The sequence below is a fragment of the Streptomyces sp. JLSY215 genome, assembly GCF_059682825.1.
This window is the reverse complement of sequence record NZ_CM185022.1, coordinates 9108777-9120712: the sequence shown is the minus strand read 5'-3', so window position 1 is coordinate 9120712 and position 11936 is coordinate 9108777. Positions and strand designations below refer to the sequence as shown.

At 68.1% G+C, this 11936-nt stretch carries 11 protein-coding genes and 1 pseudogene; 3 read left to right on the top strand and 9 right to left on the bottom strand.

What is annotated here, in order from left to right; all coding sequences use genetic code 11:
* Positions 1-63: 63 nt before the first annotated feature.
* Both AC5677_RS40420 and sigJ read right to left on the bottom strand, forming a co-directional pair.
* Positions 64-330, bottom strand: coding sequence for a hypothetical protein (locus AC5677_RS40420; RefSeq protein WP_497192827.1), 267 nt, complete (start codon positions 328-330; stop codon positions 64-66).
* 569 nt (positions 331-899) lie between these two features.
* Positions 900-1817 carry an RNA polymerase sigma factor SigJ gene (sigJ, locus tag AC5677_RS40415; protein ID WP_497192826.1) on the bottom strand — a complete coding sequence of 306 codons (918 nt, stop codon included), beginning with the start codon at positions 1815-1817 and terminating at the stop codon, positions 900-902.
* Positions 1818-1918: 101 nt separating this feature from the next.
* Here sigJ and AC5677_RS40410 point away from each other — a divergent pair, with 101 nt between their 5' ends.
* Complete coding sequence (locus AC5677_RS40410) at positions 1919-2329, top strand: hypothetical protein (RefSeq protein ID WP_497192825.1); 411 nt, start codon at positions 1919-1921, stop codon at positions 2327-2329.
* 380 nt (positions 2330-2709) lie between these two features.
* Here the strand turns inward: AC5677_RS40410 and AC5677_RS40405 are convergent, their stop codons facing one another.
* From AC5677_RS40405 to AC5677_RS40390, 4 genes are all read right to left on the bottom strand, one after another.
* Positions 2710-3252, bottom strand: a complete 543-nt coding sequence (locus tag AC5677_RS40405; RefSeq protein ID WP_497192824.1) for a GNAT family N-acetyltransferase — start codon at positions 3250-3252, stop codon at positions 2710-2712.
* A gap of 823 nt (positions 3253-4075) precedes the next feature.
* Positions 4076-4984, bottom strand: a complete 909-nt coding sequence (locus tag AC5677_RS40400) for a polysaccharide deacetylase family protein (protein ID WP_497192823.1) — start codon at positions 4982-4984, stop codon at positions 4076-4078.
* Between the two features lie 154 nt (positions 4985-5138).
* On the bottom strand, positions 5139-6365 hold the full coding sequence (locus AC5677_RS40395; RefSeq protein ID WP_497192822.1) for a maleate cis-trans isomerase family protein: 1227 nt from the start codon (positions 6363-6365) through the stop codon (positions 5139-5141).
* Positions 6366-6373: 8 nt separating this feature from the next.
* Entirely contained in the window at positions 6374-7708 is a 1335-nt protein-coding gene (locus tag AC5677_RS40390; RefSeq protein ID WP_497192821.1) for an MFS transporter, read from the bottom strand.
* Between the two features lie 171 nt (positions 7709-7879).
* Between AC5677_RS40390 and AC5677_RS40385 the strand changes: the two genes are divergently transcribed.
* Entirely contained in the window at positions 7880-8632 is a 753-nt protein-coding gene (locus AC5677_RS40385) for a GntR family transcriptional regulator (RefSeq protein WP_497192820.1), read from the top strand.
* A gap of 73 nt (positions 8633-8705) precedes the next feature.
* Here the strand turns inward: AC5677_RS40385 and AC5677_RS40380 are convergent, their stop codons facing one another.
* Complete coding sequence (locus AC5677_RS40380) at positions 8706-8900, bottom strand: hypothetical protein (protein ID WP_497196963.1); 195 nt, start codon at positions 8898-8900, stop codon at positions 8706-8708.
* Between AC5677_RS40380 and AC5677_RS40375 the strand changes: the two are divergent.
* Positions 8899-9494: pseudogene (locus tag AC5677_RS40375) on the top strand (GNAT family N-acetyltransferase). The gene AC5677_RS40380 and the pseudogene AC5677_RS40375 overlap by 2 nt on opposite strands.
* Before the next feature lie 123 nt (positions 9495-9617).
* On the opposite strand, the gene AC5677_RS40370 reads toward AC5677_RS40375, so the two are convergent.
* The gene (locus AC5677_RS40370) at positions 9618-10592 is read right to left on the bottom strand and encodes a DMT family transporter (RefSeq protein WP_497192819.1); all 975 of its coding nucleotides are present in this window, start codon (positions 10590-10592) and stop codon (positions 9618-9620) included.
* Between the two features lie 153 nt (positions 10593-10745).
* Entirely contained in the window at positions 10746-11936 is a 1191-nt protein-coding gene (locus AC5677_RS40365) for an argininosuccinate synthase-related protein (RefSeq protein ID WP_497192818.1), read from the bottom strand.

Sequence of the window (11936 nt, the reverse complement as noted above, 5' to 3'; positions counted from 1 at the left end):
ATCCAGCGATGGCACAACACCTGTTGCGGTGAATAGGCTCAGTGATACCACCGTTGAGCTGCATCAACGTGAGCTTCTCGCCATTGCAACAGGTCGAACCCCCAGAGAATTGTTGGTGTCGAGGTTGTAATAGACCTGCGACGTGCCGGTGCCAAGAACTTCGAGGGTGACCTCGTGCTTGACCTCGCCGCTCCCGCTGTCCGGCTTCGGCTTCGGCTTCACGCTCGCGTTCACAGACTTGTCGGCGGTCTCCGGGCCGTTGTCGCCGCCGCATCCCGTCAGCACAGTCGCGGCCAGGACCAGAGCCGTGCCACTGATGACCTTGCGCATGCTTCCCCCTTGCGAATGGATAAGTGATCTTAATTCCGAGTACGGCTGCCATATGTGCCGGGTCCGGCGCGCGGGCCTCATCGGCCTGATCAAGAGGCGTGGTGGCGGTGGCTGGGTACGTCCTGGAGTGGTCGAAGTGCAGTGTGACGGCCTCGAGCTGTCTGGAGCATCAGCTGTCGAGCCCGCCCGATGGGCGAATGGCACCCGCCTGCAAAACCTCACTCAGAGCGCAGTCAGTGAGGATCTGCCGGCGCGGATGACAACGATGGAGAATCTGACAGCCTCAATGCGACAAGGACACCGGCCAATCTCGGATTCGTGGCCAATTGGCCATCGAGTGGCCACGGTTCGTGAGGTCCGGCCACGGGATTTGAGATCCCACAACACACGCACGCCCACGAGTGGTAGGTGAGGCTGTAGAACCAGACGGGCCGGGCGCTGCCCCGCTTGTCGGCCACGGCCTGGGCGCGTCCCCGGACTCAGAGGACGATGACGAGGGCGAGGGCGAGGGCGAGGGCGAGGGCGAGGGCGAACGGCAGTACGCCGAGTCGGCCGCGGGCGAATACGCGCTAGCCCTCCCACGCCCACGGCCGCAGCTTCTCCGGGTTGCGGACCGCCCAGATCCGGGTGACGCGCCCGTCGAAGACATCGAACGAGGCCACGGTCACGACCACGCCGGCACTCCGGGCCACCAGGCCGGGCACACCGTTGACCGACCGCTCCAGGAGTTGGAGCCCCGAAGCCCTATCGGCAATGGCGGCCATGTACTGGGCGATGCGTGCGCCGCCCTCGACCGGACGCAGGACGGTACCGACCATGCCGCCGCCATCGGCGGTCATCACGGCAGCCGGGTTGAGGAGGCTGACGAGGGCCGCGATGTCCTTGGTCTCCCATGCTTCTTTGACGTGTCTCACCACATCGGCCTGGCCGGTCGCCGTCACCGGAGCGCGCGCGACGGTCACCCGCCGCCGGGCGGAGGCCGCCAACTGCTTGCTGGCTGCGGGGGTCCGGCCAAGAACGACGGCGATCTCGGCGAAGGAGTACCGGAAGACGTCGTGCAGAACGAACGCCACCCGCTCGGCGGGCGTCATCGATTCCAGGACGACGAGGAAGGCCATGGCCACCGACTCGTCCAGGACGATCTGGTCGGCGGGGTCTGCGGGGCCGGTGCGGTCGGCGCCACCCGCGTGGTCCCACTCGGTGCGGTCGGGCAGCGGCTCGGGAAGCCACGCGCCGACATAGCGTTCACGGCGGGCCCGCGCCGAGCCGAGCAGGTCCAGGCAGATGCGGCTGGTGACCGTCGTCAGCCAGGCGCCAGGGGACAGGATCTCCTCCTGGCGGCTTCGTGGCAGCGCGTACCAGCGTGCGTAGGCATCCTGGACGGCGTCCTCGGCTTCGGTCACCGAACCGAGCAACCGGTAAGCGATATTGATCAGTTGGCGTCGCTCGCCGGCTATCTCATCTGCGTTGGTCCCGAAAGTCCCCATGCTTCCGGCCGCCCCCTCGCCTTACCTTTCGCAGGCCCGCGTCGTCGGGCTGGTGAGACCTTACCGATTTACTGCCCGAGGGCGGAAAAGGGGACCGTGACATGGCCACTCAGATGACGGTGACGGCGCACGCACAGCGCAGGTTTTCGTTCCTGCAGATCGCGATCGCCCTGCAGACCCTGACCATCTTCCTTCAGGCGGTCTCCGCCGGACTGCTGCTGACCTCGTCCTACGGAGAGACGCTGCACAGCGTCGGAGCCCGTGTGATGTACGGGGCGTCGATGCTGTATGTACTCGCGGCGGTGCTGGCATGGAAGCCGGGCGGCGGCCCGTTCCGGCCCGTCTGGCACGCATCCGGCTTCCTCGTACTCGCCTCGGCCCAGGTCGTGCTCGGCATCGCACACGTCCCGTCGGTCCATCTCCCTCTGGGGGTGGTGATGTTCGGTCTGAGTGTGCTGGCACTGGCCGCGATATTCGCACGGGGCACGACGCCGCAGGGGCGACGACACTGACGGCTCCGGCCCGGCCCGCACGGTAGGGACCGTCTGCATGCGCTCGACCGCCGGTTGGATGCCTACTGCCACCGGGTCGGCGACGATGTCCGCAAGGCCCCGTCCGCTGCCTCCGCCGCCGCGGCGCGGGCCGTGTCGGCCGAGGGACCTTCGGCCGTTCCGCTGCGTCCCGCTGCTTCCCGCTGCTGTTCAAGTACCGTGCTCGGGCGGGGAGCAGCAGACGAGGCGCTGACGGTGGACACCTCGATCGACGTTGCGGGAGCAGTTGAGATCGCTGTCCCCGGCGGGCTGCACCGGACCAGCCGTGCACGGACGGCCGCCCCGCACTCCCCCACACCTGACGATCAGCACCAAACGCTCCCTCGTGCCCAAGGCTGAGGTCAGGGGCGGTTCAGGCCCCACGTCTCCAAGGCGTAGGGCCTCCCCTTCTCCTCCCCCGTGATCAGGGGAACGTCGAGCAGCCTGAAGCCGGCCTTCGTGGCCACGGCGACGCTGGCGGCGTTCTCGACCTCCAGCTCGAGGATCACCCGCTCCGCGCCGAGCTGCTCGAAGGCGTACGCGGCCATCACCCGCACCGCGCGCGCCGCCAGCCCCTGGCCGCGATGCGCCGGGCCGACCGCATAGCCGATTTCCATGCCCTCGGGAGCACGCCGCAACATCACCTCGCCGAGAGGTGCGCCGCCGTCGACGGTGATGGCGAGAAGAAGGGCGGTGCCCTCCGCCCGAATCTGCCGGTCCCGGACCAGCCGTGCACGGGCGGCCGCTCCGTCGAAGGGGGAGACGATCGGTGTCCAGTACGCGATATCAGGGTGGTCGAACAGCTCCGGCATCGCGGCCAGGTCCGCCTCCGTCCAGCGGCGGAGGATCAGGCCTTCCCCGGTGAGCTCGACATGCTCGGGAAAGGATGGCGCGGTGCTGCTCACGGTGAAGGACCTCCCTGGCCTGTTCAGAACAATGCAGGATAATCGGCGGCGGCCACGGCTCACCAGAATTTTCCGAGAGCCTCGATCACCGGCCGGGTACACCTGATCCTGGTTCCAGGCTCCCGACGCCGCCGCCCCTGTCGTCCAGCAGCTGCAGGAGCTCGAGATCTCGCGTCTCCGCGCCGAGTCGGCCGTGGCAGACGCGCACGCTCTCTCTCGCTCTCCCCCCCCGCGAAGTCACCGGCAGCTTCACCAGGCCTCCGCAGCCAACTCTCGCAGCCATCTTCCGGAGCCACCGGCACGTAGCCAGCCGTTGGCGGGGTGGGCGAAACGGCTCTCCCGATCCGGTACGAGCGTGATGCAGTTTCGGCCCGCGGACAGCGCGTGGAGTCATGCGTCCGCAGTCCAAGGAAGGACATCCACCAACCGGTGGGAGATGCAGGTGCGAGGCCTGCCAGTCGCTGTCGCTCCACCCAGGGTCCCCTCCTCTTACGAGGGGGCCTTCGGCATGGGCCGGCGGGTCGGCTCCTCAGACGAGGGGCCGACCCGCCGGGCGGGGCAATGCGGGAGCAGGGACCGGGCAGAGGCATCCCCATGGGGCCGTCACGAGTTCGGCGCTCTGCTCGGCTGCCGACGGGCAGACGCTGCATTACCCGGTGTTCCCCGGTATTACCCGGTATTACCCGGTCCGTTTGGTGGATCGATTACCCGGTCCGCTGGGTGGATCGCCGGCGTGATCTTCGAAGCTGATCGCCATCCGGGAACGGAACCAGAGAACCAGCACTCTGATGACCTGCCCTCACCCACCCTTCCCCGACGTCCTTCAGGCCATATCGGCCGGACGTGCCGCGTCCTCGAAGGGGAACCGCCGGCGGAAGTCGTCCGCCGCGTCCTCCAGTGTGCAGAAGCTGACGCCGGCGTGCCCGGAGACGTACTCGATGAAGCGTTCCAGCATCAGCAGCACCTGCGGCCGCCCGCTCACATCCGGGTGCAGGGTCACCGGGATCACCGCGTAGTCCAGCTCCCGGTGCACCCAGTCGAACTGGTCCTTCCAGTCCTGTTCCAGGGCGCGGGGCGAGACGTAGCCGTGGCTGTTGTGTGCGTGCTTGTTGAACATCATCGGAGGCAGGTCGTCGACGTACCAGTTCCCGCAGAACTCCACGAGATCGACCTCGCGGCCGTGAACCAGCGGCCTCATCCAGTCCTTGGCCTGACCGGAGTAGTCGATCTTCGTCCAGGTGTCGCCCACCCGGGCGTAGAACGGTGTGAAGTCACGGTAGTTCTGCGAATGGTCGTAGCTGAAACCGTACTTGTGCAGCAGCTCGGCGGTGAAGGGCGACATCTCCCACCACGGAGCCACATAGCCGCGGGGCCGGCGTCCGGTGTACTCCTCGATCAGCTCCACGCACTTGGCGAGGACATCCTCTTCCTGCTGCGGGGACATGGCGATCGGGTTCTCGTGGGAGTAGCCGTGCGCGCCGACCTCGTGGCCCGCCTCGACGACCATCCGGGTCTGCTCGGGGAAGGTCTCGATGGAGTGGCCGGGGATGAACCAGCTGGTGCGTATGCCGTACCGCTCGAACAGCTTGAGCAGCCGAGGAGTCCCGACCTCCCCGGCGAAGACGCCCCGCTGAATGTCGTTCGGGGAGTCCTCACCACCGTACGATCCCAGCCAGCCGGCGACAGCGTCCACGTCCACGCCGAGCGCGATCTTGATGTCCTTGGTCACCACGAAGGTTCCTTTCGTCAGAGGTCTGTCAGAGGTCTGTCAGAGGTCTGTCAGAGGACCGCCAGAGGACCGCCAGAAGGCCGTCAGAGGGCCGTCACAAGGCCGTCACAAGGCCGTCAGTAGGCGGTGCGAAGACTGCGAGAAGTCAGAAGGGCGTTCAGAGGGCAAGGGCGGTACGGATACGGGCGGTCGCCGCATCGAGGGCGGCGATGTCGGCGGCCGTCCAGTCGCGTTCCTCCAGGCTGTGCACGGAGAGCCAGCCCGCCATGGCGCCGTCGCGTTCCACCGGAGCGAGCATCTGCGCGCGCACGCCGTACACGTCGATCAGCGCCTGGGGCGGACGGGGCGCGGCCTCGAAGCGCGGCTGGACCAGCGGGACGCGATGCCGCTCCAGCCACTCCACGGTGTGCAGGCGGCGCTGATCGAGCGAGGCGTCCCGCCGTATGGACCGCACGCCCGCGCGCAGCGCCTCGCCCGCGGTGAGGTCCACCTGCAGCCCGTGCTCGGGCAGGTCCACGCGGAATGTGGTGCGGTCGGCTCCGGTGGCGGACCGCAGCTCGGTGAGGATCTCCTGGCAGCGGGCGCGCAGGCTGCCCGTGCGCAGCAGCTCGCCGTGGCTCGGCAGCGCCGGCGCGGCCCCCGCCAGGTCGAGCGCCTTCCAGAGGGTGGCCGCCACGCTGTCGAACACCGGGATTCCCAGGTCCGCTTCGAGGCCGGGGACGACGCCGGCACCGTGCACGTTGGTGCACACGACGGCCACCGCGTGCGTCCCGTCGGCCGTACCGGGCACGCCCGCGCTGCCGGCCGTGCCGCCGGTACCGGCTGTGCCCTCGGCACCGGCGGCCCGCGCCACCTGCCGGGCAACCTCCGCTTCCGGAATCCGCGCGAACGCCTCGTTGTCGCTGATCCCGAAGGGCTCCGCGGCCAGCATGCCGGTGACGCCCTCCTTCGCGTACGCGGACACGATCTGCTCGGCCACGTCGCGGGTGTAGGGCAGCGCGAGCCCGAGGCGGGTGACGCCGTACGCGGCGCAGGCGTCCAGGAGCGCCAGTGTCGAGGTCGTCGCGGGGATGCCGGTCGCCTCCGTGAGCGCCGCGCACAGGGCGCGGTCGTGCTCGGCCCCGAGCCAGGAACCGGACGTGCCGTTCCATGCGATGACGTCCACCTTCGCGTCGGCCAGCTGCAGCGCGGCCGCCAGCATCGGCCCGGGGTCGAACTGCGTGTCCGAGGCGTCGTCCAGCGCGATCCGGGTGACCGGTACGCGCGCGAAGTGAGCCGTCGCCTTGGTCTGTTGGAGCAGCCGGTACGTCACCGGCTCCAGACAGGTGTTGGAGGACGGGGTGATCATGCCCAGACGAGGGCCGGGAGTCGGTGCGTCGGTCATTGGGGGCATCAGACGGCGAGCCTCCTGCTGTAGTCGATTGCCAGGGACGACCCGGTGAACAGGAGCCCCGCGCCGAGGAAGTAGAGGAGGGCCCAGGTGTACGACCCGGTGGAGCCGACGATGAAGCCGACGGCCATCGGCGTGAGGATGCCGGCGATGTTCCCGGAGAGGTTCATGGCGCCGCCGACGATGCCCGCGTTGGCACGTCCGGCCAGGAGCGACGGCAGCGACCAGTACAGACCGGCCCACCGCAGGAAGAACAGCACCGTCGACAGCAGCACCACCGCCGTCGTCGCGTCCGGCACCAGCACCACGCACAGCAGCCCGGCGACGACGACCGCCCCCGCGATGCCCAGCAGCGTCCGCACCACGGTGTTGGCGCCCGCGCCCCGGGCTTGCCAGCGGTCCGCGAGCCAGCCGCCGACGAGTTCGCCGACGAAGCCGGAGCCGAAGATGACGAGCGTCGACCAGCCGATCGTCGTGATGTCGAAGCCCTTGGCCTCCGACAGGTACAGCGGCCCCCAGGTGAGCAGCCCGTAGAAGACGCCGTTGAACCCCATCCAGCCGAGGCACATCGCCCAGAACGAGCGGTACTTCAGGTACGGCAGCAGCCCGGTGGCCTTCCGGCCCTGCGGCCCGAGCGCGTCCTCCTCGGCGTGCGCACGCTCGATGAGGGCCGCTTCCGCCTCATTGACCTTCGGATGCGCCCGCGGCGTGTCACGGATGTACCAGGCCGCGTACACCCCCACCGCCACGGTCAGCACCCCGGCCAGCACGAAGCTGATGCGCCAGCTGCCGGTCCAGCCGATCAGCGTGGAGATGAGGATGCCGCCGACGGCCGCACCGAGCGGGGCCCCGCCGTCGAGCAGCACCGCGCCGCGGCCGCGCTCCCTCGCGGGCAGCCACTGGGCGTTGAGCTTGCCGCCCGCCGGCATCACGGGCGCCTCCACCGCGCCGAGCGCGAGGCGGAAGCCGAGGAGCGAACCGGCGCCCGAGGCGGCGGCGGTGAGCGCCTGCACCACTCCCCAGCCGATGCAGGCACCTGAGGCCAGGCGCCGGGCTCCGTACCGGTCGACGAGCCAGCCGCCGGGGATCTGCATCAGCGCGTACGTCCAGAAGAACGCGCTCAGCAGGACGCCGGTGACCTCCTTGGACATGCCGAGGTCCTTGGTGATCAGCGGCAGTGCGACGGAGACCGAGCTGCGGTCGATGTAGTTGAGCGACACCACGCAGAGCAACAGCCCGAACAGCGACCAACGGACCTTGCTGGGCGGGGAGTCAGTGGTGGGTGGCGATGCCCCGGCGGTGGTGCCGGCGGCGGAGGATCTCGCTGAGGCGCGCATGACAAACCCTCGTTTCGGCGAAGGAGAGAGGACGACGCAGGACCGTTCACACAGACACGGAAAGGCCCACGGCCAGGCCTTTCCTCAACTAGGTATACCTAAAATGGCGCGCCCTTCATGGCCGCGTCAAGCGTTTGGTATACCTTGAGTGCCTCGATACGGGGAGGAACCATGGACTCGACGGGACCGCGCCGCACCGCGCAGGCCGCCTCGCTCACCGGCTCCATGTGGCTGCGCGACCAGGTCACCGAGGACCTGCGCGACCGCATCATCACCGGCCGGCTCAAACCGGGCGACCGTCTGATGGAACGCGAACTCGCCGAGGATTTCGGCGTCTCGCGGGTACCGGTCCGCGAAGCGATCCGCATCCTGCTCTCCGAGGGCTTCCTGACGTCCCTCTCGCCGCGCCGCATCGTCGTACGCGGCATGACCCGCGAGGACGTCGAGAACCTCTTCGACATGCGCGAGGCCCTCGAGGTACTGGCCGTGCGCCGGGCCACCGAGCGCGCGGACGCCTCTCACCTGCGCGAACTGAGCCGCCTGCTGGAGGCCGCCCGGCGCGCCACCCTCTCCGGCCGCCCCGAACGCATCTCGCGCGCCAACGCCGCCTTCCACCACCACATCGTGGAAACGGCCGACAACGACCTGCTCACCGCCACGCTCGTCTCCCTGGAAGGCCGACTGCGCTGGCTGTTCCAGCAGATCGACGCACCGGGCCCGCTATGGGAGGAACACCGCGAACTGTACGAAGCCATCGCCGCAGGCGACACGGAAACCGTCACCCAACTGTCCCTGCGCCACATCCAGCACTATCGCCAGGTCGCACTCACACTCCTCTTCCCGGAGGGGAGCGACGACGGGGACGGTGACGGTGACGAGGAACAGCGGAGGGGACGGGAGAGCGGGCGGGACGGGTGCGCGTGAGGACGGCGAACGGGATGAGGCCGAGAGCGGCGACCACGACGAGGGTGGGCCCCGCCCGCAAGGGTGCGCGGTATCAGCCCTCGTAGTCCGCCTGGTCCTCGTCGTCTTCGTCCTCCTCTTCGTCGTACGGCCTGCCAGGAGATCGGGGTGACGGGTCGAGTCGTAGCTGTCGCGACCGCAGCCGGCAGGGCCGTTCAGGGGTGCCCGAGACCAGGCAGTGGATCGGCGAGGCGGTGGATCGGCGGGCGTGCGTTAGGTTGCCCGCCATGACTGATCTTGGACCGATACCTGGCCACCGGTTCCGATCAATACCGAGCGGCTCGTGCTCCGCGAGTCCGAAGCCCAGGACCGTGCGGCGTTCATCGAGTTGTTCGCCTCGCCGGAGGTGGGCACCTACGTCGGTGGTGCCCGACCGCGTGACGAGCTCGATCGCGCGATGCCCGACGTACCCGGGCGGCGTCCCGGCTTCTTCGTGATCGATCGCGACGGCGCGATGATAGGCATCATCACCCTCGATCGGCGCGATGCGGAGCGTCAGGGTCGCGTCCATCCGGAGGGTGGGGAGACCGGCCTCGGCTACATGTTCCTGCCGACGGCGTGGGGACGCGGGTACGCCGCCGAGGCCTGCGCGGCGGCACTCGACTGGTTCGCCGACGCGCTTCCCGGCGAGCCGGTGGTGCTCCGCACCCAGACGGCCAACGACCGCGCGATGCGCCTCGCGGCGAAGCTGGGGTTCACCGAGGTGGAGCGGTTCGAGGAGTACGGCGCCGAGCAGTGGTTCGGTGTGTGGTCCTCGGTCACGCCGCCGTGCATCAAGGGCCGGTGGCCGCATCGCCGTCGGGCATGTTCGCGTCGTAGGTGATGGCGCCTCGGCGTTCCGGGTGCGGGCCATGCGGGCCGGCCCGGCTGCCGCCCGGTCAGTCGAAGATCAATGCCCAGCTGAAGGGCGTCGCAGAAGGATGGGTCAGGCCATCACTGCGATCAGTCATCCCGCCACCGACCGGGCTCCTTCCGCAGGTTCGGGAAGGCCTGCGCCGAGTGCGGCGGACCCGTTCGTCTCCTTTGCCTCCCGATGCTTCCGCTCAATGCGCTGCCCCCACCCGGCTCCTACGAGGATCAAGGCCGCGCCCACCACGCCGTAGACGCCCAGACGGTCGCCGCCGAGGATGACGCCGACGAGGAGAGCCCAAATCGGCTCGGTGCCCAACAGCAAACTGACACGGGACGGCGAGGTTTTCCGCACCGCCCACATCTGGACGAAGAATGCGAAGACCGTGCCGATCAGGGCCAGATACAGAAGGACGAGCCAAAGACCGGGGCTGAGCCGGGTGGCCACCGTCCACGCGGGTTTCCCCGCCAGCGGACTGACCGCGCAGAACAACACTGCAGCTGTCGCCATCTGCACATAGGTGAGGTTGAGCGAGTCGTACTGCTTTTGGGCCGATCTCCGGTGCATCACCGTGACATGAACGGCACGTGCCGCTGCCGCGGCAAATACCAGCCAGTCTCCTGCACTTGGCGGGCGCAGCCCGGTCCCGGATGCCAGGAGTCCGACGCCTACCACTGCCGCGATAGCGGCGATGAAGAACTGCGGCGGAAGCCAGGACCTGCCTACGGCGCTGTCCAGGATGGGAGTCATGACAATGGTGAGACTGATGATGAGCCCAGCATTTGTCGCACTTGTGTGAGCGATGCCGAACGTCTCGAAGAGGAGGACAACCGCCAGGATGACACCCAGGAGCATCCCTGTGGCCACTTCATCACGCCTGGCGGCTCGTAGCCGACGGATACAGATCGGCAGCAATGCCACCACCGTAACCGCGAACCGGAGAGCCAGAACGGCGATAACTGTGCTGGGCGTGACGAGTTCTTTCGCGGCGAGATAAGTGGAGCCCCAGACGGCTGCCACCGCCAACAGAAGGATGTCCACCAGCCGGATGCGTGATTGATTTACGAGCATGGTTGTGCTCTTTCATGAATGGCACCGGTGCTCCTGAGCCGCGAACCAGCGGGACGCAAATGGCCTGGCTCGGGAGCTTGGGCGTGATGCGGAGGTGTGGTCGGGGCCTGGTTGCCGTTTTTCCACCAGGCCCCGACCGCGCCAGTCGCATTCTCAGACGAGCTGATACGGAGCGTTCTCCACGTGGATCGAGAACTTCTCCCAGGCCTCGCGATCGCGGAGATAACGCGGCTCATCGGCGGTGATCGAGCGGGTTTCGGCCCCGCCGGGATTCAGCCTCCACCGCACGCATCCGGTCACCCGCACCGCGCAGCTGTCGATGAAGGACTGGAGCGCCTGGTGCAGTTCGCCGAACCAGCGGCCTTCCAGCGATTCACGCACCCACAGCTGTTCCAGATGCATCTTCTCGCGCATCGTCTCGGCTTCCAGGGTGGCGGTTTCCAGATGCCGGTAGGTGCGCAGCAGCAGCCAGGCCGCCGGCATCTCCCTGATTTCCAGGACCTTCTCGCCGTTGTCGAGGTGCTCCAGACCGCTGTACCGGCCGATCCCGTACGCCCCTACGCGCGTATTGAGCTCAGCGATGAGTTCGGGCAGGGGCATCTCCACCCCGTCGACGCTCACGGGTACGCCCTCGCGGAAGCGCACTTCGAGGGTCTCACCGGACTTCTCCGGCTGCCTGGCACTCCACTGATACATGTGCTCGGGCACCGCATGGTCTTCGGGATCATCGAGAATGCCGGATTCGAACTCACGGCACCACAGGTTCGAGTCGCCGGAGACGATGCGCTCGCTCATCTGGTCCAGGCCCACAGACTTGAGTTCCTGGATCTTCTGGTCACGGTCCACCGGGTCGAGATCGTACGGGCTGCCGTACTGCCCGGAGAAACCCAGCAGGGCGAGGGCGCCGTTCAGCCGCCGCAGCGTGTTCTGCGAGCGGTTCGCGGTGTGCAGGATGGCTGCGGCCCCGAGTTCTTGAGCCAGCCCCACGGCGAGACGGGCGATAAGGGGGCGGCTCAATGTGGAACTGACCGGGTGGGTGTCGAGGTAGACCGCCTGGGCCGCGATCGCGGGCCGGACAAACTCCTCCACGAACGCCTGGCGTCCGTCAATGATGTGCAGGCGTACGCCGAGTTCATCCGCGATGCGCTGCTTGTGTTCGCTGCTCTCGTCTTCGCCGAGATTGACACTCACCGCGTGGATGTCCCGGTACCCCGCCTGCTTCAACCGGAGCAGAAGGTAGGTGCTGTCTAAGCCACCGCTGTACAACGTGACTACGGGCCGTTCCGGATCCAATACGTCAGGTGTGAGTTGCCGGAAGGAACGGATGATCTGTCCTTGTATCAA

Excerpts from the sequence above, each read along its gene's own strand:
- AC5677_RS40370 (WP_497192819.1), bottom strand. The coding sequence starts at position 10,592 with ATGCTCGTAAATCAATCACGCATCCGGCTGGTGGACATCCTTCTGTTG.
- AC5677_RS40380 (WP_497196963.1), bottom strand. The coding sequence starts at position 8,900 with ATGGCGGGCAACCTAACGCACGCCCGCCGATCCACCGCCTCGCCGATC.
- AC5677_RS40390 (WP_497192821.1), bottom strand. The coding sequence starts at position 7,708 with ATGCGCGCCTCAGCGAGATCCTCCGCCGCCGGCACCACCGCCGGGGCA.
- AC5677_RS40385 (WP_497192820.1), top strand. The coding sequence starts at position 7,880 with ATGGACTCGACGGGACCGCGCCGCACCGCGCAGGCCGCCTCGCTCACC.
- AC5677_RS40420 (WP_497192827.1), bottom strand. The coding sequence starts at position 330 with ATGCGCAAGGTCATCAGTGGCACGGCTCTGGTCCTGGCCGCGACTGTG.
- AC5677_RS40410 (WP_497192825.1), top strand. The coding sequence starts at position 1,919 with ATGGCCACTCAGATGACGGTGACGGCGCACGCACAGCGCAGGTTTTCG.
- AC5677_RS40395 (WP_497192822.1), bottom strand. The coding sequence starts at position 6,365 with ATGACCGACGCACCGACTCCCGGCCCTCGTCTGGGCATGATCACCCCG.
- sigJ (WP_497192826.1), bottom strand. The coding sequence starts at position 1,817 with ATGGGGACTTTCGGGACCAACGCAGATGAGATAGCCGGCGAGCGACGC.